The sequence below is a fragment of the Microbacterium maritypicum MF109 genome (assembly GCF_000455825.1).
GTDB classification, from domain to species: Bacteria; Actinomycetota; Actinomycetes; order Actinomycetales; family Microbacteriaceae; genus Microbacterium; species Microbacterium maritypicum_A.
Window position 1 is genome coordinate 36,636 of the sequence record NZ_ATAO01000068.1, and the last position, 21,050, is coordinate 57,685.

19 protein-coding genes and 1 other RNA gene are annotated in these 21,050 nt (G+C 66.8%); 16 read left to right on the forward strand and 4 right to left on the reverse strand.

The window, feature by feature from the left end; genetic code table 11:
* Positions 1-21: 21 nt before the first annotated feature.
* From L687_RS25530 to dapF, 13 genes are all read left to right on the forward strand, one after another.
* The gene (locus L687_RS25530; RefSeq protein WP_021198632.1) at positions 22-1,698 is read left to right on the forward strand and encodes a ribonuclease J; all 1,677 of its coding nucleotides are present in this window, start codon (positions 22-24) and stop codon (positions 1,696-1,698) included.
* A gap of 72 nt (positions 1,699-1,770) precedes the next feature.
* Complete coding sequence (locus L687_RS25535) at positions 1,771-2,265, forward strand: GNAT family N-acetyltransferase (RefSeq protein ID WP_031206761.1); 495 nt, start codon at positions 1,771-1,773, stop codon at positions 2,263-2,265.
* A 72-nt stretch (positions 2,266-2,337) separates the two neighbouring features.
* Positions 2,338-5,073 (forward strand): DNA translocase FtsK, encoded by a 2,736-nt coding sequence (locus L687_RS25540; protein ID WP_021198634.1) that lies wholly within the window; start codon positions 2,338-2,340, stop codon positions 5,071-5,073.
* Positions 5,073-5,648 carry a CDP-diacylglycerol--glycerol-3-phosphate 3-phosphatidyltransferase gene (pgsA, locus tag L687_RS25545; protein WP_021198635.1) on the forward strand — a complete coding sequence of 192 codons (576 nt, stop codon included), beginning with the start codon at positions 5,073-5,075 and terminating at the stop codon, positions 5,646-5,648. The genes L687_RS25540 and pgsA overlap by 1 nt, the downstream gene beginning before the upstream one ends.
* On the forward strand, positions 5,645-6,130 hold the full coding sequence (locus L687_RS25550; RefSeq protein ID WP_021198636.1) for a CinA family protein: 486 nt from the start codon (positions 5,645-5,647) through the stop codon (positions 6,128-6,130). The genes pgsA and L687_RS25550 overlap by 4 nt, the downstream gene beginning before the upstream one ends.
* Positions 6,131-6,271: 141 nt before the next feature.
* Positions 6,272-6,580: a helix-turn-helix domain-containing protein gene (locus L687_RS25555; protein ID WP_017830901.1), complete on the forward strand. Its 309-nt coding sequence runs from the start codon at positions 6,272-6,274 to the stop codon at positions 6,578-6,580.
* Between the two features lie 18 nt (positions 6,581-6,598).
* On the forward strand, positions 6,599-6,823 hold the full coding sequence (locus tag L687_RS25560; protein ID WP_021198637.1) for a DUF3046 domain-containing protein: 225 nt from the start codon (positions 6,599-6,601) through the stop codon (positions 6,821-6,823).
* Between the two features lie 269 nt (positions 6,824-7,092).
* Entirely contained in the window at positions 7,093-8,142 is a 1,050-nt protein-coding gene (gene recA, locus L687_RS25565) for a recombinase RecA (protein WP_021198638.1), read from the forward strand.
* A complete protein-coding gene (locus tag L687_RS25570) occupies positions 8,142-9,011 on the forward strand; it encodes a regulatory protein RecX (RefSeq protein ID WP_021198639.1) in 870 nt (289 codons plus the stop codon). The genes recA and L687_RS25570 overlap by 1 nt, the downstream gene beginning before the upstream one ends.
* A gap of 49 nt (positions 9,012-9,060) precedes the next feature.
* Entirely contained in the window at positions 9,061-10,608 is a 1,548-nt protein-coding gene (gene miaB / locus L687_RS25575; protein WP_021198640.1) for a tRNA (N6-isopentenyl adenosine(37)-C2)-methylthiotransferase MiaB, read from the forward strand.
* Between the two features lie 11 nt (positions 10,609-10,619).
* On the forward strand, positions 10,620-11,531 hold the full coding sequence (gene miaA / locus L687_RS25580; RefSeq protein WP_021198641.1) for a tRNA (adenosine(37)-N6)-dimethylallyltransferase MiaA: 912 nt from the start codon (positions 10,620-10,622) through the stop codon (positions 11,529-11,531).
* 34 nt (positions 11,532-11,565) lie between these two features.
* Positions 11,566-12,114, forward strand: a complete 549-nt coding sequence (locus tag L687_RS25585; protein WP_021198642.1) for a dihydrofolate reductase family protein — start codon at positions 11,566-11,568, stop codon at positions 12,112-12,114.
* A 9-nt stretch (positions 12,115-12,123) separates the two neighbouring features.
* Positions 12,124-12,996, forward strand: a complete 873-nt coding sequence (dapF, locus tag L687_RS25590) for a diaminopimelate epimerase (RefSeq protein WP_021198643.1) — start codon at positions 12,124-12,126, stop codon at positions 12,994-12,996.
* Between the two features lie 37 nt (positions 12,997-13,033).
* Here the strand turns inward: dapF and L687_RS25595 are convergent, their stop codons facing one another.
* A complete protein-coding gene (locus tag L687_RS25595; protein ID WP_021198644.1) occupies positions 13,034-13,675 on the reverse strand; it encodes a class I SAM-dependent methyltransferase in 642 nt (213 codons plus the stop codon).
* Between the two features lie 68 nt (positions 13,676-13,743).
* Between L687_RS25595 and hflX the strand changes: the two genes are divergently transcribed.
* Complete coding sequence (gene hflX, locus L687_RS25600) at positions 13,744-15,255, forward strand: GTPase HflX (protein ID WP_021198645.1); 1,512 nt, start codon at positions 13,744-13,746, stop codon at positions 15,253-15,255.
* Between the two features lie 6 nt (positions 15,256-15,261).
* On the opposite strand, the gene L687_RS25605 is transcribed toward hflX, so the two are convergent.
* Entirely contained in the window at positions 15,262-15,927 is a 666-nt protein-coding gene (locus L687_RS25605; RefSeq protein ID WP_021198646.1) for an SIMPL domain-containing protein, read from the reverse strand.
* Between the two features lie 141 nt (positions 15,928-16,068).
* On the opposite strand from L687_RS25605, the gene ssrA reads away from it, so the two are divergent.
* Positions 16,069-16,438, forward strand: a transfer-messenger RNA (tmRNA) gene (ssrA, locus tag L687_RS42070).
* Positions 16,439-16,501: 63 nt separating this feature from the next.
* A complete protein-coding gene (locus L687_RS25610) occupies positions 16,502-19,423 on the forward strand; it encodes an HAD-IC family P-type ATPase (RefSeq protein WP_373695043.1) in 2,922 nt (973 codons plus the stop codon).
* A gap of 34 nt (positions 19,424-19,457) precedes the next feature.
* Here the strand turns inward: L687_RS25610 and L687_RS25615 are convergent, their stop codons facing one another.
* On the reverse strand, positions 19,458-20,024 hold the full coding sequence (locus L687_RS25615; protein ID WP_021198648.1) for a hypothetical protein: 567 nt from the start codon (positions 20,022-20,024) through the stop codon (positions 19,458-19,460).
* 21 nt (positions 20,025-20,045) lie between these two features.
* Entirely contained in the window at positions 20,046-20,837 is a 792-nt protein-coding gene (locus L687_RS25620; RefSeq protein WP_021198649.1) for an inositol monophosphatase family protein, read from the reverse strand.
* Between the last annotated feature and the right edge of the window lie 213 nt (positions 20,838-21,050).

Sequence of the window (21,050 nt, forward strand, 5' to 3'; positions counted from 1 at the left end):
GTGTCCGACTGAGGAGACAGCATGTCCATTCCCCTGGTAGAACCGACCGCTCTCGACGAAGGGACGCTGCGGGTCATTCCGATCGGCGGACTCGGCGAGATCGGTCGTAACATGACCATGTTCGAGTACGACGGGAAGATCCTGATCGTCGACTGCGGTGTGCTCTTCCCCGAGGAGCACCAGCCCGGTGTCGATCTGATCCTTCCCGACTTCGAGCCCATCCGCGACCGGCTCGACGACATCGTCGGCGTGGTGCTCACGCACGGTCATGAAGACCACATCGGCGCGGTTCCGTATCTGCTCCGGCTCAAGAGCGACATCCCCCTGATCGGCTCGGGCCTCACCCTCGCATTGGTCGAGGCGAAGCTCAAAGAGCATCGGATCAAGGCCTTCACGCTCACGGTGAAAGAGGGGCAGCAGGAGCGGGTCGGTCCGTTCGACCTCGAGTTCGTCGCCGTCAACCACTCGATCCCCGATGCACTGGCCGTCGCCATCCGCACACCCGCAGGCATGGTGCTCGCCACCGGTGACTTCAAGATGGACCAGCTGCCGCTGGACGGTCGGATCACCGACCTGCGTGCGTTCGCCCGCCTCGGTGAAGAGGGCGTGGACCTGTTCCTCGTCGACTCGACGAACGCCGACGTCCCCGGCTTCACCCCGACGGAGCGCTCCATCGGTCCCGTGCTCGACCAGGTGATCGCGAAGGCGCCCCGTCGCGTCATCGTCGCGAGCTTCTCCAGCCACGTCCACCGCGTGCAGCAGGTGATCGACGCCGCGCACGCCAACGGCCGCCGTGTCGCGTTCCTCGGCCGCAGCATGGTCCGTAACATGACCATCGCCGAGCAGCTCGGCTACCTCAAGGTGCCGGACGGGGTGCTGATCGACTTCAAGAAGGCGCGCGACCTGCCGGACGAGCAGATCGTCTACATGTCGACGGGCTCCCAGGGCGAGCCGATGGCCGTGCTCAGCCGCATGGCGAACATGGACCACGCGATCGAGATCAGCGAGGGTGACACCGTCATCCTCGCCTCCAGCCTCATCCCCGGCAACGAGAACGCCGTGTACCGCGTCATCGACGGACTGACCAAGCTCGGCGCGAACGTCGTGCACAAGGCGAATGCGAAGGTGCACGTCTCCGGGCACGCCGCCGCCGGTGAGCTGATCTACTGCTACAACATCCTGAGGCCGAAGAACGTCCTCCCCGTGCACGGCGAGTATCGGCACCTGATCGCTAATGCCAAGCTCGCGCAGGACACCGGTATCTCCGAGGAGAACACGATCATCGCCTCGAACGGCACCGTGATCGACCTCAAGGACGGCGTCGCGAAGGTCACCGGGCAGCTCGACCTCGGATTCGTTTACGTCGACGGCTCCACCGTCGGAGAGATCACCGATGCCGACCTCAAGGATCGCCGCATCCTCGGCGAGGAAGGCTTCATCTCCGTGATCGTGGTCGTGGACGCCGGCACCGGACGCATCATCTCCGGTCCCGAGATCCACGCGCGCGGTGTCGCCGAGGACGACTCGGTGTTCGACGACGTCACGCCGAAGATCGTCGCTGCGCTCAAGGAGGCGTCGGGCAACGGCGTCCGCGACACCCACGCACTGTCGCAGGTCGTGCGACGCACGATCGGTCGCTGGGTGAACCAGCGGCTCCGTCGCCGTCCGATGATCGTGCCGCTCGTCATCGAGGCATGACGACAGGCGAGTCGTCTCGCACTCACGGGTGAGCGTCATCCCGATGTAACACCGACGTCCTATGCTCGCGTCATGTACAGGGGCTTCTCCCTTCGCAGGGCGGCGCAGACGGATGCGATGTTCCTCGGCGACATGCTCGTCGAGGCCGCCAATTGGCGCGCCGGGGGAGTGCGTCCCCGTCATGAGGTGCTGACGTCGCCCGACCATCGGCGTTACCTCGCGGGCTGGAAGCGCATGGCGGACGACGGACTGGTCGCGGCCGGCGACGACGGCACCCCGGTGGGTGCGGCCTGGTACCGGGTGCTCCCGCAGAACGATCCCGGGTTCGGTTTCATCGGCGTCGCGGTCCCGGAGCTGATCATCGGTGTGCACCCGCTCTGGCGTGCCCGAGGCGTCGGGCGGGCGCTGCTGCGCGGCGTCGTGCACCTGGCGGGCTCGCAGGGGCATGCCCGGATCAGCCTGAGCGTCGAACGGGACAACTTCGCGCGCAACCTGTATCGAGCCGAGGGTTTTGCCGTGGTGAGTCAGGGCGCGACCCGCGACACGATGGCTCGCGGCACGGCGTGATCGCGCCCCTCGGATCCATGGAAAGCCGCGTCATTACGCGGAGATGTCGGCTGTTGGACGTAACGTGAGAGCATGGCCAGGAGTACCACGAAGACAGAGAGCGCGTCGACCAGCGCACCGTCGCGCCCCAAGCGGCAGACGGCTCCCAAGGCCCAGCCCGCTCGCAAGGCGCAGCCCGCTCCCAAGAAGTACATCGACGAGGCAGACAAGCCGCCGGTCGCCGTCCGGGCCTGGGTCGGGCTGGCGCACGGCGTCGGCGGACTCTTCCGCGCGTTCGGCCCCGAGACTCTCGAGAAAGACGATCGTCGCGACGGTTTTCCCTTCCTCCTCGTGCTCCTCGCCGTGCTCGGTGCGGTCAACGAGTGGTTCTTCATCGGCAACGAGGTCGCTGCGAACATCAGCGCGTATTCGGTCGGAGGGCTGATCGGGCGCGTCGCATTCGTGATGCCCGTTCTGCTGCTCCTGCTCGCCGGATGGCTGTTCCGCCACCCCTCGTCGGTTCACGACAACGGCCGCATCGGAATCGGTTTCGGATTGTTCGTCCTGACGCTCGCCGGCTTCTGCCACGTCGCGGGCGACGGCCCTCAGCCCAAGGAGGGCATGCTCGCACTGAGCGAGTCCGGCGGACTCTTCGGATGGATGCTCGGCCAGCCGCTCAGCTACCTCACCGACATCCCCGCGTACATCGTGCTGTCGCTGCTGGCGGCGCTCAGCATCCTCATCCTCACCAAGACTCCGCCGAACCGCATCGGCGCCCGTCTCGGCGATCTCTACGCCTGGATGTTCGACGCCGAGCGTCCGGAGAAGTCGACCAAAGACTCCGCGGCGATCGACGACACCGACAAGGTCGACGATCCCGACGTGCTGCCGTGGTGGCGGCGCAACAAGACCGGCCGTGAAGAGGACCCCGACGAAGGCACGCTCGGCTCCGACGACATCACCGCACTGCTCACGACCTCCGACCCGACTCCCGCCTACGATCAGGCCGTCGTCGTCGAGAACCCGTACGACGCCGCCACCGAGGTGCTGTCCGACGTGAGGTCCGTCGCCGATTCGCTCGCGGAGCAGCAGACCACGGCACTGCTCGACGACTCCTCCGACACCGGAGAGGTGCCGGAGCTTCCCGGCCTCGACGGCTTCGGCACCGAGGGGCCAGGCGACCGCGGGCCGCAGGCGCCCGTGACGCCGTACATCCTGCCCTCTCCCGGTCTTCTGGTCGAAGGGCCGCCTCCGGTGATGCGCTCCGAGGCCACCGACAAGGTGATCGAGCAGATCACCAGTGTGCTGTCTCAGTTCAAGGTGGATGCGAAGGTCACCGGCTTCTCGCGCGGCCCGACGGTCACCCAGTACGAGGTCGAGGTCGGCCACGGCGTCAAGGTCGAGAAGATCCTGCAGCTGAGCAACAACTTCGCCTACGCGGTCGCCTCGAACGACGTCCGCATCCTCTCGCCGATCCCGGGCAAGAGCGCGATCGGCATCGAGATTCCCAACGCCGACAAGGAGATGGTCGCACTCGGCGACGTGCTGCGTTCGCCCGCCGCGCAGAAGAGCACGCATCCGATGACGATCGGCGTGGGCAAGGACGTCGGCGGCAACATCGTCATCGCGAACCTCGCGAAGATGCCGCATCTCCTGGTGGCAGGTTCCACCGGCTCCGGTAAGTCGAGCTTCGTGAACTCCATGATCACCAGCCTGCTGATGCGGGCGCGGCCCGCCGATGTGCGCATGGTCCTCATCGACCCGAAGCGCGTGGAGCTCACCAGCTACGCCGGTGTCCCGCACCTGATCACGCCCATCATCACGAACCCCAAGAAGGCGGCCGAAGCGCTGCAGTGGGTCGTGAAGGAGATGGACATGAGGTACGACGACCTCGCGTCTTTCGGCTTCCGTCATATCGACGACTTCAACCGTGCCGTGCGCGCCGGGGAGGTCGAGCTGCCGGTGGGCAGCGAGCGCGTTCTGAAGCCGTACCCGTACCTCCTGGTCGTGGTCGACGAGCTCGCCGACCTCATGATGGTCGCCCCTCGCGACGTGGAGGACTCGATCGTGCGCATCACGCAGCTCGCGCGAGCCTCCGGCATCCACCTCGTCCTCGCGACCCAGCGGCCGAGCGTCGACGTCGTCACCGGACTCATCAAGGCGAACGTCCCGTCTCGACTGGCCTTCGCCGTCACCAGTGTCACCGACAGCCGCGTCATCCTCGATAGCCCCGGGGCGGACAAGCTCATCGGTCAGGGTGACGCGCTGTTCTCGCCGATGGGCTCGTCGAAGCCGTTCCGTCTGCAGGGCGCGTGGGTCGACGAGAAGGAGATCGACGCGGTCGTCAAGCACGTCACCCGCCAGGCTCGTCCGGACTATCGTCCCGACGTGCAGGAGGCGATGGAGCCGACCAAGAAGAAGGAAGTCGACGAGGACATCGGCGACGACCTGGAACTGCTGCTCGCGGCTGCCGAGCTCATCGTCTCGTCGCAGTTCGGATCGACCTCGATGCTCCAGCGCAAGCTGCGGGTCGGCTTCGCGAAGGCCGGTCGCCTCATGGACCTGCTGGAGTCACGTGAGATCGTCGGCCCGTCCGAGGGCTCCAAGGCGCGCGACGTGCTGGCCACGGCCGAGCAGCTCCCACAGGTGATGGCGAAGCTGCGCGGTGACGACGTTCCGACGTCGCCGCCCGCTTCCGCCGCCCCTGTCGCTCCGCCGGTGCCACCCCTGCCCCAGACGCACGATCCGGTCGCTGCCCAGTATGAGGGGCTTCCCGAGGTGGAGGCCGAGGGCGACGAAGACGCCTGGGGCCTGACGGGACGCGACTGATGGCCATCCCGCGGCAGCTGCCCAACGCCATCACCGTCGCGCGCATCCCGCTGGCGGTCGTCTTCTTCGTCCTGTTGCTGCTGGGCGGAACCTACGGCCTCGCCGAGCCCGGCCTCCGGTGGGCGGCCGCGGTCATCTTCATCGTGGGGATCTCCACGGACTGGGTCGACGGCTACCTCGCGCGCAAGTACGACATCGTCAGCGATTTCGGCAAGCTCTGGGATCCCATCGCCGACAAGATGCTCACGGGGGCCGGGTTCATCGGACTCGCCATCCTCGGCGAGGTCGGCTGGTGGATCGTCGCCCTCATCCTCGTGCGCGAGTGGGGGATCACAATCCACCGGCTCATGGTCGCCAGCGAGCATGTCGTCGCTGCGGCCTGGATGGGCAAGATCAAGACGGCGTTCCAAGGTGTGGCGCTCGGCTGGGCGTTGCTTCCGCTGCACTATTTCGTCGGTCTCGACGCATGGACGTTGATCACCTTCATCCTCATGCTCATCGTCCTGGTGCTCACGGTCGCGAGCGGTATCGACTACATCGTGGCGCAGGTCCGCGGCTCGCGCCGGAAGTCGTGAGCGACGCGGCTGCTGCCGTCCTTGCGGCGCTGGGTCGACGGGGATGGACGCTCGGAGTCGCGGAGTCGCTGAGCGGCGGCGCCCTGTGCGCCGACCTGGTCTCGGTTCCCGGCGCGTCCACGGTGCTGCTCGGCGGGGTGGTGGCGTACGCGACGCCGGTGAAGGCGTCGGTGTTGGGCGTCGACGCGGATCTTCTCGCCGCGCACGGGCCGGTGCATCCGCAGGTCGCGCTGCAGATGGCAGACGGAGTGAGGAGTGTCGTGAGCGTCGGTGGCTCGCCGGCCGATGTCGGGGTGTCGACGACGGGAATCGCCGGTCCGGATTCCCCCGACGGGCAACCGGTCGGCACGGTGCACATCGGCGTGGCGACGCCGGCGGCGATGAGGACGACGGCCTTCCGTTTCCTCGGAGATCGCGACTCGATCCGCGCGCAGACGGTCGCGGCAGCGCTCGAAGAACTGCGCGCGATGCTGGCGGAATAGCAGGACCGCCGGGGTGGTTATCTCTGATGTGCTCACACTTAAACCACAGAGTGCAGGGGTAGATTCTGTGCATGCCAGGGGTACTAGACTGGCTGTCTCATCGGGGGAGACCTCGAACGATCACATGGGGAGGAGGTTCCGATGATTCTTGTACGACAGGAAATCGGCGATGTGCTGAGGGACTTCCGCCTGCAGAAGGGGCGCACGCTCCGGCAGGTCGCAAGCAAGGCGTCGGTTGCGCTCGGCTACCTCAGCGAGGTCGAGCGTGGGCAGAAGGAGGCGTCGAGCGAGATCCTCGCTTCCGTCGCCGACGCGCTCGACGTTCCCATTTCGACGATCATGCGCGAGGTCGGAGACCGCATCTCGGTGCTCGAGGGCATCCAGGTCTTCCCGGACGTCGTTCCCGACGACCTCGTCGCGTCGATCGAACCTCAGCTTTCGCTGCACTGATCCCCGGTCGGGGAAGCCATGCGTCGTAGTGAGTTCCTTCGCGCCGTCGAGACCGAGTTTCAGGCGCGCGCGTCCTCTCTGGTGAACGACCTGACGCTCAGCGCTGTCGGCGGTCGAACAGCGCTCGAGGCGCTGGCCGAGGGAACCCCACCACGCGACATCTGGTTGGCGTTGTGCGTCGAGATGGACGTTCCGGAGAACAGGCGACACGGCGTCGGTCGGCAGGAGCCGCGCGGACGCTGAGTCGTTCGTCGATCTCCGATGCCTACGGGAAACGACCTGAGATTCACGGCGTGTCGTCGAAGATCTGTTCGAAGCGGGCGTAGTCTTCTGCACAAGTGGTTCAGGGAATCTGTTCTGCACGGTATGTGAGCTCTCCGCGTCGATGTCGGTGGCCTCTCCTACGGTGGAAAACAAGCCGAAGAGCCATTACGCCTTGTCGGAGAGTTTCTCCCAGCCGGGAGAGCCGCGACAGCCTACAGGCGGCATCACGCGCGCAGAAGGAGCACATCATGCCATCACCCGCCGACCGCGAGAAGTCCCTCGAGACCGCCCTCGCCCAGATCGATCGCCAGTTCGGAAAGGGCTCGGTCATGCGGCTGGGCAGCGATGAGCGCGCCCCCGTGGCGGTCATCCCCACCGGCTCCATCGCCCTCGACGTCGCTCTCGGCGTCGGAGGCCTCCCGCGTGGTCGAATCGTCGAGATCTACGGACCGGAGTCCTCGGGTAAGACGACCCTCACCCTGCATGCGATCGCGAACGCTCAGCGCGCAGGCGGAATCGCCGCGTTCATCGACGCCGAACACGCGCTCGACCCCGACTACGCCGCGAAGCTCGGCGTCGACATCGACGCGCTCCTGGTGTCGCAGCCCGACACCGGTGAGCAGGCCCTCGAGATCGCCGACATGCTCGTGCGCTCGGGAGCCATCGACCTCATCGTCATTGACTCCGTGGCGGCGCTCGTGCCCCGCGCCGAGATCGAGGGCGAGATGGGCGACTCGCACGTCGGTCTGCAGGCGCGACTCATGTCGCAGGCGCTGCGTAAGCTCACCGGTGGCCTGAACCAGACCAACACGACGATGATCTTCATCAACCAGCTTCGCGAGAAGATCGGCGTCTTCTTCGGCTCGCCCGAGACGACCGCCGGTGGTAAGGCGCTGAAGTTCTACGCCTCGGTCCGCATGGACATCCGTCGTATCGAGACCCTCAAGGACGGAACCGACGCCGTCGGAAACCGCACCAGGGTCAAGGTGGTCAAGAACAAGATGGCGCCGCCGTTCAAGCAGGCCGAGTTCGACATCCTCTACGGCGTCGGCATCTCCCGTGAGGGCAGCCTGATCGACTTCGGCGTCGAGCACGCCATCGTGAAGAAGTCGGGCTCGTGGTACACCTACGACGGTGACCAGCTGGGCCAGGGCAAAGAGAACGCGCGCACCTTCCTGTTGAACAACCCCGATATCGCGCTGGCGATCGAGACGCAGATCAAGCAGAAGCTCGGTATCGGCGGCCCCGCTTCGGTACCGGCAGCTGCAGACGAGCTCGCTGAGCGTCGTCCGGCCTGATGAACGACACGCGTGGGGGCGATCCCGACCGGATCGCCCCCATCATCCCCCTCTTCGCCGGTGGGTCGAAGAAGCAAACGCACACGCCGCCGCCTCGCCTGGCGGAAGGCGACGACCAGTCGACGGACGATCCCCGCGCCAGCGACGCGGCGGTCTGGCGCACGACCTGGGATGCCCCTCCGGACAGTGCCTCGCACATCGACGCGTCCGACGCGGGTACTCCCAGCGATCGTCATCCCGCGCGGGGGATCAGGGGCAGTTCCGCCACAGCGTCGACGCGCCCGACGAAGTCCGCTCCTCACCTTCGCGCACTCGGCGGCGGAGAGAGCGACGATGCCGGCGCCGACGAGAAGGCATCGTCGGACGAGGTGCGTGTGGCCGCGGAGGAGTCTCTCGTCCGTAAGCTGCGGGCGCGATCGTTGTCCATCTCGGAGGCCCGGCAGGTCCTGCGAGGCGTCGGCCTCGACGGTGGGGTCGTCGACGACGTGATCGATGACTTCTCCCGACGCGGCTATCTCGACGACGCCGCCCTCGCTGCCGTGCTGGTGACATCGGGCGTCGAGCGGAAGGGACAGGGACGGGTCGCGTTGTCTCGCGCACTCGCGCAGCGGGGCATTCCGCGCGATGTTATCGACGGCGCTCTCGACGAGTTGCCGGACGACGATGAAGATCGCGCGCTCGAGTTCGCTCGCGGCAAGGCGCGGTCGATGAGTCGGCTCGATCACGACACGGCTCTGCGGCGGCTGGTGGGCCAGCTCTCACGACGCGGCTACAACGGAGCCGTGGCGATGAAAGCCGCGAAGGCTGCGCTGCGGGAGAACTCCTTCGGAGGTTCCACGTCCGGGGTCCGGTTCGTCGACTCGGACTGATGCCGGGACGCCGCGACAGCTCAGCAACGGCTCGTACAATGGGGAGATCATGACTATCCCGCGCAGCGAACCGACGATCATCGGCGCGTCGTCGGCAGCCGTCGACGACGACGGACGACAGCGATCGTATGAAGTGCGCACCTTCGGGTGCCAGATGAACGTGCACGACTCCGAGCGGCTCTCGGGCTCGTTGGAGAGCGCCGGCTATGTGAGAGCCGTCGACGGTGACGAGGCCGACGTGGTGATCATCAACACCTGCGCCGTCCGCGACAACGCGGCAGGCAAGCTGTACGGCACCCTCGGGCACCTCGCTTCCGTCAAGCGTCGCAAGGAAGGCATGCAGATCGCCGTCGGCGGCTGCCTGGCACAGATGGACAAGCAGGCCGTGCTCGACAAGGCCCCCTGGGTCGACGTGGTGTTCGGCACGCATAACATGGGCTCATTGCCGGGTCTGCTCGAGCGCGCGCGACACAACGGCGATGCCGAGCTCGAGATCCTCGAGTCGCTCGAGGTCTTCCCCTCGACGTTGCCGACCAAGCGCGACTCGGCGCACAGCGGCTGGGTCTCGATCTCGGTCGGCTGCAACAACACCTGCACCTTCTGCATCGTTCCGAGCCTGCGCGGCAAAGAGAAGGATCGTCGCCCCGGCGACATCCTGAACGAGATCCGTCTCCTGGTCGAAGACGGCGCGATCGAGGTCACGCTTCTCGGCCAGAACGTCAACTCCTACGGGGTCGAGTTCGGTGACCGTCAGGCCTTCGGCAAGCTCCTGCGCGCGGCCGGCGACATCGAGGGGCTGGAACGGATCCGGTTCACGAGTCCCCACCCCGCGGCGTTCACCGATGACGTGATCGACGCCATGGCCGAGACGCCGAACGTGATGCCGCAGTTGCACATGCCGCTCCAGTCAGGGAGCGACCGCATCCTCAAGGCGATGCGCCGCTCCTATCGGAGTGAGCGTTTCCTCGGGATCCTCGAGCGGGTTCGTGCCCGCATCCCGAATGCCGCCATCACCACGGACATCATCGTCGGGTTCCCCGGTGAGACCGAAGACGACTTCGAGGACACGATGCGGGTGGTCGAGCAGGCGCGTTTCTCCAGCGCGTTCACCTTCCAGTACTCGATCCGCGAGGGCACACCCGCGGCGACGATGGAGGATCAGGTCCCCAAGGAGATCGTGCAGGCCCGCTACAACCGCCTGATCGCTCTGCAGGAACGTATCTCGCTGGAGGAGAACCGGAAGCAGGTCGGCCGTGAGATCGACGTGCTGGTCTCGACCGGCGAAGGCAAGAAGGATACCGAGACACACCGCCTCACGGGACGCGCCGAAGACAACAGGTTGGTGCACTTCGAGGTGACCCCGGGGTCCGAGCTGCCTCGCCCCGGAGACGTGGTCACCGTGACCGTGACACACGGCGCCCCGTTCCATCTGCTCGCCGACGATCCGACGGGCGCGCCCCTGAAGATCCGTCGGACCCGCGGCGGCGACGCGTGGGATCGATCGCAGTCGGAATCGTGCGCAGTCCCCGCCTCTGTCGGCGACGGTGCGCCGAAGGCCGTGTCGCTCGGTCTGCCCACGCTGCGCGTGGGCGTGTGACCGGACGGAACGTGCCAGCGCCACGTCTCTGGGCGATCGTCGGGGCGACCGGCACCGGTAAGAGCGATCTCGCGATCGAGCTGGCCGAGACGCTGCGTGCGGAGGGAAACCCCGCCGAGGTCGTGAACGCCGATGCCATGCAGCTCTATCGCGGGATGGACGTCGGCACCGCGAAGGTCTCGATGACGGAACGCCGGGGCATCCCGCACCACCTCTTCGACGTACTCGACGTCGACGAAGATGCGGCTGTCGCGTGGTACCAGCCGAGAGCTCGTGAGGCGATCGAAGAGATTCACCGCGGGGGAGGAGACGCGATCCTCGTCGGCGGATCCGGTCTCTACGTATCGAGTGTCGTCTACGACTTCCGATTCCCTCCGCGCGACCCGGAACTGCGGGATCGTCTCGAACAAGAGCTCGAGACCCGAGGGGCCGCGCATCTGCTCGAACGTCTGCGCACTCTCGACCCGGAAGCGGCTGCTCGCGTCGATCCACAGAATCCGCGCCGCATCATCCGTGCGCTCGAGGTCCTCGAGCAGGGGAGCGAGACGCACGGTGCCTCGCTTCCGGAGAAGCCTGTCCTGTGGCATCCGCATACTCGTCTCATCGGTCTGCATGTGGACCGCCCCTCTCTCGTGGAGCGGCTGGACTCCAGAGTCGAGCGCATGTGGAAGGGCGGCCTCCTCGCCGAAGTCGAGGATCTTCGTGCGCACGGGCTCGAGCGTGGAGGAACGGCTCCTCGCGCGATCGGGTACGCGCAGGCCCTGGCCCAGCTCGACGGCGGCCTCACGGAGCGTGAGGCGATCGCACAGACCCAGGCGCTCACGAGACGCTATGCGCGACGCCAGGTGTCCTGGTTCAAGCGGTATCCCGACCTGGAGTGGTGGGAGGCTCCGGTGCGGGCCGTGACGCTTCTCCACGCCTGATCTCGATGTCGGAGGGTGCTGCGAAGCTGGCCGGATGACGACGCACTTCTACACGGCCTCCAGCCTCGACGGTTTCATCGCCACCGAGGAGCACTCATTGGACTGGTTGCTCACACAGGACATCGACCAAGACGGACCGATGGCGTACACGGGTTTCGAGCGGAACATCGGCGCTCTGGCGATGGGGTCCTCCACCTACGAGTGGGTGATGCGCCATGAAGAGGGCCGCTGGGGGTACACCCAGCCCACGTGGGTGTTCACCCACCGTCCACTCGACCTCCCGAAGGAGGGCGATGTCCGACTGACGCAGGCCGACATCCGCACGGTGCACGCGGAGATGGCGCAGGCGGCGGGTGGGAAGGACCTCTGGGTCGTGGGCGGCGGAGACCTGGCGGGGCAGTTCGCCGACGCCGGCCTGCTCGATGAGGTGTGGGTGCAGTACGCACCCGTCACCCTCGGCTCGGGAGCCCCGTTGCTTCCGCGCAGACTCGACCTCGAGTTGATCGAGGTGGCGCGAAACCGGAACTTTCTCTGCGGTCGGTACCGGCTCGCGCGGGACGGAGAAGTCCGCGACGATCTCTAGACTGGACCCATGGTCGCATTCACCAAGGGGCACGGCACGGGCAACGATTTCATCATCATCGCTGACCCGGACGGTGAGCTCGACCTCACCGTCGAGCAGGTCGCCGTGCTCTGCGATCGTCAGTTCGGCATCGGTGCAGACGGAATCCTCCGCGTGGTGAAGTCGTCGGCGATTCCCGACGGTGCGGCTGCACTCGACGAAGAGCCGCAGGCGGAATGGTTCATGGACTACCGCAATGCCGATGGATCGGTCGCCGAGATGTGCGGGAACGGCGTCCGCGTGTTCGCCCACTATCTCGTGCGCTCCGGCCTTGCGGCGATCGAACCCGGCTCGACCTTGCCGATCGGCACGCGGGCGGGAGTGCGCGATGTCACCCGAAGCGCGACGGGATATCAGGTCGACCTCGGCCGGTGGAAGCTCTCCGGGGACGACCCGCTCGTTCGAGTGGATGGCCTGTCTGTCACCCGTCCAGGTCTCGGAATCGACGTCGGGAATCCGCACGTCGTGGTGGCGCTCGCGTCGGAGGCTGAGCTCGCGTCCCTCGAGCTCCACCGTGCGCCCGGCCTCGACCCGCTGCTGCCCGCGGGAGCCAACATCGAGTTCGTCGTACCCGGCGAACCGCTCGTGCGCGACGGTATCGGACATGTGAGCATGCGTGTCTATGAGCGCGGGGTCGGAGAGACTCTGAGTTGCGGCACGGGTGTCGCGGCGACGGCCCTGGCGGTGCGCTACTGGGCGGGCGAGAACGCTCCGAGCAACTGGCAGGTCGAGGTGCCCGGGGGGACGCTCGGCGTTCGGATGTTCCCGGCGGAAGACGGCGAGCACGTCGCTCTGTCCGGGCCGGCTCAGCTCGTGTTCCAAGGTGAGGTCGACCTCGCCTGAGGTCCCGACCGTCGGCTTCGGCAGGCCCGCATCGACCTCATCCGAGAATGATCGGCTCCGTCGGCGGGTTTCCGTGCTTGCGCACCTTCAGGATGCGATAGCCCTTGCCCGTAGCGGTGCGGAAGACGCTGTAGCCGGGCTGGAAGGTCGATCCGATCCACCGCTGGAGCGAATCCGCACCGAGATTGCGCTGCACGACCAGCCAGGCATCACTGCGCTCGTCGAGGCGCGGGATCCATCGCTCCAGAAGGCCGTGGAGTTCGTTCTTCCCGACGCGGATCGGCGGATTCGATCGGATCGTGCGGAATGAGACGTGCTCGGGAACATCGTCGGGCAGGGATGCGTTGACATTGGTGAGCCCGAGAGCTGCGGCGTTGCGACGCACCAGATCGAGGGCACGCTCATTCACGTCGACGGCCCATACCGTCGCATGGGGAGCGGCCAGGGCCATCGACAATGTCACCGGACCCCAACCGCTGCCGAGGTCGAGAAGATCGCCGCCCGGGGGTACCGGGGGCATGTTGGCGAGGAGCACTGCAGTGCCGGCGTCGAGACGATCCGGGCTGAAGACCCCACCGGCGGTGGTGACTTCGAGCTCTCGACCCGCGAGTGATACGCGGATCTTACGCAGATTCTCGGGGCTTGCCGGGGCCGCAGTGAAGTAGTGATCTGACCCCATACGGTGAGCGTACCGGACAGTGCGGGCTAAGGTTAAGGCTCGCAACAAATCCCAGAGACAAGGAACGGATGACGGAGACCACCACACCCTCCACCGACGACCACACGGTCGATCGTGTGCTCGCGAACGCGGAGAAGCGCTCGGACGTCCACGTCTTCGGCGCCGCACAGGCGCTGCAGGACGAATCGACGGCATCGCACGCGAGTACGGACGGCGCGCAGTGGGATCTCGAAGACCGACACGCTCTCCGACGCGTCGGTGGACTCTCGACAGAGCTCGAGGATGTCACCGAGGTCGAGTACCGGCAGTTGCGACTCGAGAACGTCGTACTGGTGGGGGTCTACCCCCAGGGGGCGCAGGAAGATGCCGAGAACTCTCTGCGGGAACTCGCTGCTCTGGCGGAGACCGCCGGCGCCGTCGTGCTCGACGGTGTCCTGCAGCGCCGCCCGCACCCCGACGCCGCGACATACCTCGGCCGCGGAAAGGCCCAGGAGCTCAGAGACATCGTCGCCGCTGTCGGGGCCGACACCGTCATCGCCGACACGGAGCTCGCGCCGAGCCAACGACGCGCTCTCGAGGACGTCGTCAAGGTCAAGGTCATCGACCGCACCACCGTGATCCTCGACATCTTCAGCCAACACGCGAAGAGCCGAGAAGGTAAGGCCCAGGTCGAGCTCGCCCAGCTCGAGTATCTGCTGCCTCGTCTTCGCGGTTGGGGTGACTCGATGAGCCGCCAAGCCGGTGGTCAGGTCGGCGCCGGCGGCGCAGGCATGGGCTCGCGCGGTCCCGGTGAAACCAAGATCGAACTCGATCGCCGACGGATCCGCACGAAGATGGCTCTGCTTCGACGCCAGATCCGAGACTTCGGCCCTGCCCGCGACGCCAAGCGCGCCGAGCGCAAGCGGAACACGATTCCTTCCGTCGCGATCGCCGGATATACGAACGCCGGCAAGTCGAGTCTGCTCAATGCGCTGACCAGCGCTGGCGTCCTGGTCGAGAATGCCCTGTTCGCGACGCTGGATGCGACCGTGCGTCGTACGGAGACGGAGGACGGTCGCGTCTACACGCTCACGGACACCGTCGGGTTCGTGCGCAATCTCCCGCATCAGCTCGTCGAAGCGTTCCGGTCGACCCTGGAAGAGGTCGGCGAGGCCGACGTCGTGCTCCACGTCGTCGACGGTTCGCATCCCGACCCGGCGGGTCAGCTGCAGACCGTGCGCGACGTGCTCGGGGATGTCGGCGTCCGTGACCTTCCGGAGATCGTCGTCTTCAACAAGGCCGATCTGATCGCGGAGGACGAGAGGCTCGTGCTCCGAGGCCTTCAGCCGCACGCCCACTTCGTGTCGTCGCGGTCGGGCGAGGGAATCGCGGAACTGCGCGCAGCCGTCGAAGAAGCGCTCCCGAAGCCCGCCGTCGAGGTGCATGCCGTGATTCCGTATGACCGCGGCGATCTCGTGGCAGCGATCCACGAGTCGGGCATGCTCCTCTCCGTGGACCATCGAGAGGATGGCACCGCGGTGCATGCACGCGTGTCAGAGCGTCTCGCCGCGGAACTGGCTCCTTTCACCGCCCACGGCTGAACGCGACTATCGCGCGAGGAACCGCGCCTCCACCGTTGCGGAGATGACGATCTCCTCGGGCTCGTACTCCATGGCCGGTGCCGAGTCGGCGGCGAACGCCACACCTCCACGCGCTTTGAGCATCGGAGCCCCAGGTGATGGCTGTCCGCTGGAGATGAGGCCGGTATCGGCGATCTCCAGCGGCGTGACCTCACCGAGGCCGAGCGCGCCCGCGTAAGCCTCGGCTCGGGTCACGGCGACACCGACAGCGTCCGCCGCCACATCGCGCTCGATCCGCGTGCGTGTCTCGGGCGTGAGGTGCCAGTCCACCCCGCCGACCTCGACGCCGTCCCAGGGGGAGATGTCGGAGACCCACAGCGAGAGCTCGGATGCTTCCGCGAAGGTGGCGGTGTAGTCGATGCTGGCGTAGTAGACGGGGGCGAGGCGCTTGCCCTCGCTGCTCCAGGGGCGTTCGGCGCGCACCGAGAGCCGCTTGCTGGTCCAGTCGACGACGCTGCCGGCGTCTGCGCGCTCGGTGATGCTCGCGCGCACCGGCTCGGCGAGCCGCATCACGTTCTCGACGACCGTGGTGCGCTCGGGGCCCTCGGCGCGTACCCCGACACGGATGGTGGCGCGCTCCGGCGCGACTCGCGCTTCATGCTCGCCGCGGACGGTGACGGTGACTTCGCTCATGGGGCGACTCTACGCCAGCGGCTGGACCCGCCGTGGAATGGCGTGGCGGCGGAGAACGTTGTAGTCTGTGATGCTCGGGTGTTCCTCACCCGGGATGGTAATTCCACAGTGTGACAGCGGCTCCTTCGAGAGAAGGACCACGGGGCTGATCGGTTTCGACAGCGCCTGTGAATCCACGAGAAGCGGGCCGAGGATGCAGAGTTATCTCGTAAACGCTCTCTGCAAAACAATAGTTGCCGAAACCAAGCGCAACGACTTCGCCCTCGCTGCATAAGCGAGCCCGATAGTCCGTCAGGCCGTATGTGATTCCGATACGGATCCTGGCGTCATCTAGGAATCTTGCTGCGTGATGGCGTCTGGACGTCACGTGGGACTCTTCCCAGGCTGGGCTCGTCGACTTAGGTGTCTGTGACAAAGGTCGGAGCCGAGCAGAACGTCTTCACAGACTGCGCCCGGAGAAGGCGTGGAGACTCAGCGTTGGACGGGGGTTCGATTCCCCCCAGCTCCACCATGTCGCTGTCACACAGGAATGAGGCCCGCCTCCCCAGTGATCACTAGGGAGGCGGGTCTTTTCATGTCCGCTCAGACGCCTGGGTACCGATGTCGTGGACCTATATTGAAGTCTGTGGACACGACCCCCGCAGACGTCTCAACCGGTCTCACGCAAGCTCAGGTCTCCGAACGCGTCGCCGCCGGAAAGACGAACGCCTTCGTTGCCGACACGAGTCGCAGCGCCTGGAGCATCGTGCGCGCGAACGTGTTCACGCTCTTCAACGGCATCGTCTTCGCCTGCTTCTTCGTGCTGTTCCTGGTCGGACGCTGGCAGGACGCACTCTTCGGACTCGCCGCGTTCGCGAACGCGATCATCGGATGTGTGCAGGAGTTCCGGGCGAAGTCGGCGCTCGATCGTCTGGCGCTGATGAACGCGCCGCGTGCGCTGGTGCTGAGAGACGGCGAGGAGGCGGAGATCGCCCCCAGCGACGTGGTCCTCGACGACGTCCTCGTGCTCCGCGCCGGCGAGCAGGTGCCGGCCGATGCGCGGGTTCTCGCGTCGCGCGGGCTCCAGATCGATGAGTCGATGCTCACCGGGGAGTCGGACCCGGTCGAGAAGCAGCCCGGCGACGATGCGCTGTCCGGAGCCGTGGTCGTCGCAGGGGAGGGGACCGCGATCGCGACCCGCGTGGGCGCCGATTCCTACGCGAACCACTTCGCCGGGGAGGCGAAGCGTTTCTCCCTCGTCTCGAGTGAGCTGCGCACCTCGGTCAACCGGGTGCTGAAATGGGTGAGTTGGATCATCGGCCCCGTCGGCCTGCTCGTCCTGAACGCGCAGATCATCGTGCTCGGCGGCTACAGGACCGTGTTCTCGAACGGCGCGTGGGTACAGGCGGTGGTGAACACGATCGCGTCGTTGACGGCGATGATCCCGCTGGGCCTGGTACTCATGACGAGCATCGCCTTCGCCGTCGGAGCCTCACGACTCGCACGCCGGCAGGTTCTGGTGAACGAACTACCAGCTGTGGAAGGCCTCGCGCGCGTCGACGTCATCTGCCTCGACAAGACCGGCACGCTCACCGTCGGGGAGATCGGCTTCGACGAGGCACATCGCCTCCACGGCCTCGCCCCGGAACAGGCAGAGGACGCGGCGGCGGCGCTTGCCTGGTATGCCGCGGCGCCCGATGCGAACGCGACAGCACGGTCGATGCGGACGGCCTACCCGGTCGCCTCGCCACTCGTCGTGTCGGGGTACATCCCGTTCTCATCTGCACGAAAATGGAGTGCGGCGTCGTTCACCGGCATCCCGGGGACCTGGGTGATGGGAGCACCGGAGATGGTGTTCGGCGATGCGGCCACATCGGCGGAGACGGAGCTGGGGCGCACCGTGACGGCACTCGCCGAGACGGGCCGCCGCACTCTCGTGCTCGGCCACGCGCACGCGGCGCTCTCGGACGCCGACGTCGACTCCGAGCGGCTCCCTGACGGACTCGCGGCCATCATCGTGCTGACCTTCCGCGAGCAGGTGCGCCCCGACGCCGCTCAGACACTCGCCTATTTCGGGCGCCAGCAGGTGGGCATCCGCATCATCTCCGGCGACAACCCGCGTACGGTGGCGGCCATCGCCCGAGAAGTCGGTCTCGACGTGGCCGACGGCTTCGATGCCAGAGAGCTTCCCGATGATGACGCCCAGCTCGCCGACGTGCTCGACCAGCACACGGTGTTCGGGCGCGTCACCCCCGAGCAGAAGAAGCGCATGGTGACGGCGTTGCAGAGCCACGGACACACCGTCGCGATGACCGGAGACGGTGTCAATGACGCCCTCGCGATAAAGTCCGCGGATATCGGCGTCGCGATGAACTCGGGCTCGCCGGCCACGAAGGCCGTTGCGAGGCTCGTGCTGCTCGACGGACAGTTCTCGCACCTGCCGGACGTCGTCGCCGAGGGGCGCCAGGTCATCGCGAACATCGAGCGCGTGTCGATGCTGTTCCTGAACAAGACGGTCTACGCGACACTGCTCGCGATCATCTTCGGGGCGTTCCTCCTCGAGTTCCCGTTCCTGCCGCGACAGCTCTCCATCACGGACGGCCTCACGATCGGCATCCCCGCCTTCTTCCTCGCGCTCATGCCGAACGCGGCGCGCTACGTGCCGGGTTTCCTCCGACGGTCTTTGAGTTTCGCGATCCCGTCGGGCATCGTCGTTGCGCTCGGGCTGACCTGGTACACGTTCGTCGCGCGTGGACTCGGTGTGCACGAGGAGCAGCTGCGCACGGGCGCCACCGTGATCCTGGCCGTCGTCGGCATCTGGATTCTGGCGGTCCTCGCCCGCCCGCTCAACCGGTTCAAGGTGGCGGTCGTCGGGGCGATGTTCATCTTCCTCATCGCAGTGTTCACGATCCCGCTCGCTCGCGAGTTCTTCGTGCTCGTCGACCCGGGGGAGGACCTCGCCGTCGCGCTCACCGGGATCACGATCGTGATGGTCGCGGCCATCGAAGTTGTGCGCTTCGTGCATCGCCGTCTGGTGCTGACGGTGCCGACGAGGAACGCTCCACGCGTGACGACGTCCTCCTCCACGGTGCCCGTCTCCTCGTCGGCCCCCGTCGCCACGGTGATCACCACGGTGGTCGCCGTGCTCGCATACGTCTTCGGCGCGCTGGCGACGGGCTTCGGGATACTGGTGTTCCTGGGACGCTACGACCCGGACGTGAGCGCCTCGGCCTTCTCGCTCACCGGTGCCGCCATCGCCCTGTTCGGTCTTCTGGTCTTCGCCGTCGCCGCCGGGGTCCGCCGCGGAAGCGGGCTCTCCCGCCTCATGCTCACGATCTTCCTCGGCATCGCGATCGCGTTGAGTGCGGTCGTCCTCGTGTTCGGAGACCGCTGGGACTGGGGAGCGGCCTTGACGGTCGCGTTCGCGGCCGCGATCATCGTGCTGCTGTGGACGCCACCGGTCTCCCGCACCTTCGGGCGGATACTCGAGAGTTCGATGGGGTCGGGTCGCCCCTGACGGAGATCGACCCCGACGGGAGTCGACGAGGGATCTAACGTGGCCACTCGATCAAGATGAGCCCCTGGCGCGTGTCCGCGAGGCGCACCCATCCGTCGCCGAAGAGATACGTCATGCCGTAGCCGTCTTCGTCCGTGCCCATGGCGTATCGGGCGTCTTCGGTGAAGTAGACGCCGTCAGGGCCGTCTTCCCGTTTCCAGCCCTCGGCGAGGAGTGCGGCCTGTGCCGCTGCGGCATCGGAGTCGTCGATCGGAGACCAGCCGTACAGCTGCCCATGGTCGGATCCGACGGTGTAATCGGCCCAGAAGCACAGCAGCCCCTCGGTCAATTCGACACCCCCGACGACGAACTCCTTCGTCTCGGCGGTCCAGCCGGCATCGGCGAGAGCGGTGACCGTGCCGGCCGAGATCATCGACTCGCAGGTGAGTTCCGTTTCGGCCGGCTCCGGCGTCGGCGAGGTCACCGGCACGGAGGACGGCGTCGGCTGCGGACTGCCGGCATCAGGCGTGGGCGACGTACGCGGCTCCGGAGCGGCGCACGCGGTGAGGGCTCCGACGAGCAGCAGGACGCCCGCGGCTGCGGACATGATGCGGAAATTCATCGCGGGGGCCTCGTGGTTCGATCAGTTCTGCATCAGGGTGAGGAAGTCGTCGTGAAGGGTGCCGTTGGTTGCGAGTGTCGAGCGGGCGGAGATCGTCTCGACACCGTCGACGTCGGTCATGCGCCCGCCGGCCTCGCGGACGATCGGGACGGCCGCTGCGATGTCGTACTCCTTGACGTCGAACTCGGCGACCATGTCGATGCGTCCTTCGGCGAGGAGCATGTACGAGTAGACGTCCCCATAGGCCCGGTCTCGCCAGACACGCCCGGCCACGGCCAGCAGGGTGTCGAGGCGCCCCGCCTCCGACCACTGCGCGATGCTCTGGAAGCTCACGCTCGCGTCGTCGAGAGAGGAGACCGACGACGTCCGGAGCCGACGCGGTTCGCCCTCGAGCGTGGTCCAGGCGCCTCCGCCGGCCGATGCCCACCAGCGCCGTCCGAGCGCCGGCATGCTCACCACTCCCACCTGGGGGACGCCGTCGATAGCTAGCGCGATCATCGTGCCCCACAGCGGGACGCCACGAAGAAAATTGGCCGTTCCGTCGATCGGGTCGATGATCCACTGACGCTGGGTACTGCCCTGCGCGCCGAACTCCTCGCCGAAGATGCCGTCTTCCGGCCGATCGGTTTCGAGGATGCTGCGGATCGCACGTTCCGTCGCGAGATCGGCGTCCGTCACATGGGAGTTGTCGGCCTTCGTCGAGATCTCGAGGTCGGACGCGTCGAACCGGGGGAGCGACTGGGCATCGGCGGCATCGGCCAGGCGGAGTGCGAGGTCGAGGTCGTGCCGCAGGCTGTCGGGGGAGGTGGTCACGGTCTAAGAATACTGGCCGGATCGGCGGGGCCGGAGGGCCGAAAGACCATGTTTCGCTGCCCGCCCGGCGGCGGCGCGCCCGGGTGCCGGTCTCGATTTCACATGGGACCGGTCGGCTGGTAATGTAATTCCTCGGTCGGGGTTATCCCGGGCCACGCACCTCTAGCTCAATCGGCAGAGCAACTGACTCTTAATCAGTGGGTTCTCGGTTCA

Excerpts from the sequence above, each read along its gene's own strand:
- L687_RS25530 (WP_021198632.1), top strand. The coding sequence starts at position 22 with ATGTCCATTCCCCTGGTAGAACCGACCGCTCTCGACGAAGGGACGCTG.
- L687_RS25535 (WP_031206761.1), top strand. The coding sequence starts at position 1,771 with ATGTACAGGGGCTTCTCCCTTCGCAGGGCGGCGCAGACGGATGCGATG.
- L687_RS25540 (WP_021198634.1), top strand. The coding sequence starts at position 2,338 with ATGGCCAGGAGTACCACGAAGACAGAGAGCGCGTCGACCAGCGCACCG.
- pgsA (WP_021198635.1), top strand. The coding sequence starts at position 5,073 with ATGGCCATCCCGCGGCAGCTGCCCAACGCCATCACCGTCGCGCGCATC.
- L687_RS25555 (WP_017830901.1), top strand. The coding sequence starts at position 6,272 with ATGATTCTTGTACGACAGGAAATCGGCGATGTGCTGAGGGACTTCCGC.
- L687_RS25560 (WP_021198637.1), top strand. The coding sequence starts at position 6,599 with ATGCGTCGTAGTGAGTTCCTTCGCGCCGTCGAGACCGAGTTTCAGGCG.
- recA (WP_021198638.1), top strand. The coding sequence starts at position 7,093 with ATGCCATCACCCGCCGACCGCGAGAAGTCCCTCGAGACCGCCCTCGCC.
- L687_RS25570 (WP_021198639.1), top strand. The coding sequence starts at position 8,142 with ATGAACGACACGCGTGGGGGCGATCCCGACCGGATCGCCCCCATCATC.
- miaB (WP_021198640.1), top strand. The coding sequence starts at position 9,061 with ATGACTATCCCGCGCAGCGAACCGACGATCATCGGCGCGTCGTCGGCA.
- L687_RS25585 (WP_021198642.1), top strand. The coding sequence starts at position 11,566 with ATGACGACGCACTTCTACACGGCCTCCAGCCTCGACGGTTTCATCGCC.
- dapF (WP_021198643.1), top strand. The coding sequence starts at position 12,124 with ATGGTCGCATTCACCAAGGGGCACGGCACGGGCAACGATTTCATCATC.
- L687_RS25595 (WP_021198644.1), bottom strand. The coding sequence starts at position 13,675 with ATGGGGTCAGATCACTACTTCACTGCGGCCCCGGCAAGCCCCGAGAAT.
- hflX (WP_021198645.1), top strand. The coding sequence starts at position 13,744 with ATGACGGAGACCACCACACCCTCCACCGACGACCACACGGTCGATCGT.
- L687_RS25605 (WP_021198646.1), bottom strand. The coding sequence starts at position 15,927 with ATGAGCGAAGTCACCGTCACCGTCCGCGGCGAGCATGAAGCGCGAGTC.
- L687_RS25610 (WP_373695043.1), top strand. The coding sequence starts at position 16,502 with ATGTCCGCTCAGACGCCTGGGTACCGATGTCGTGGACCTATATTGAAG.
- L687_RS25615 (WP_021198648.1), bottom strand. The coding sequence starts at position 20,024 with ATGAATTTCCGCATCATGTCCGCAGCCGCGGGCGTCCTGCTGCTCGTC.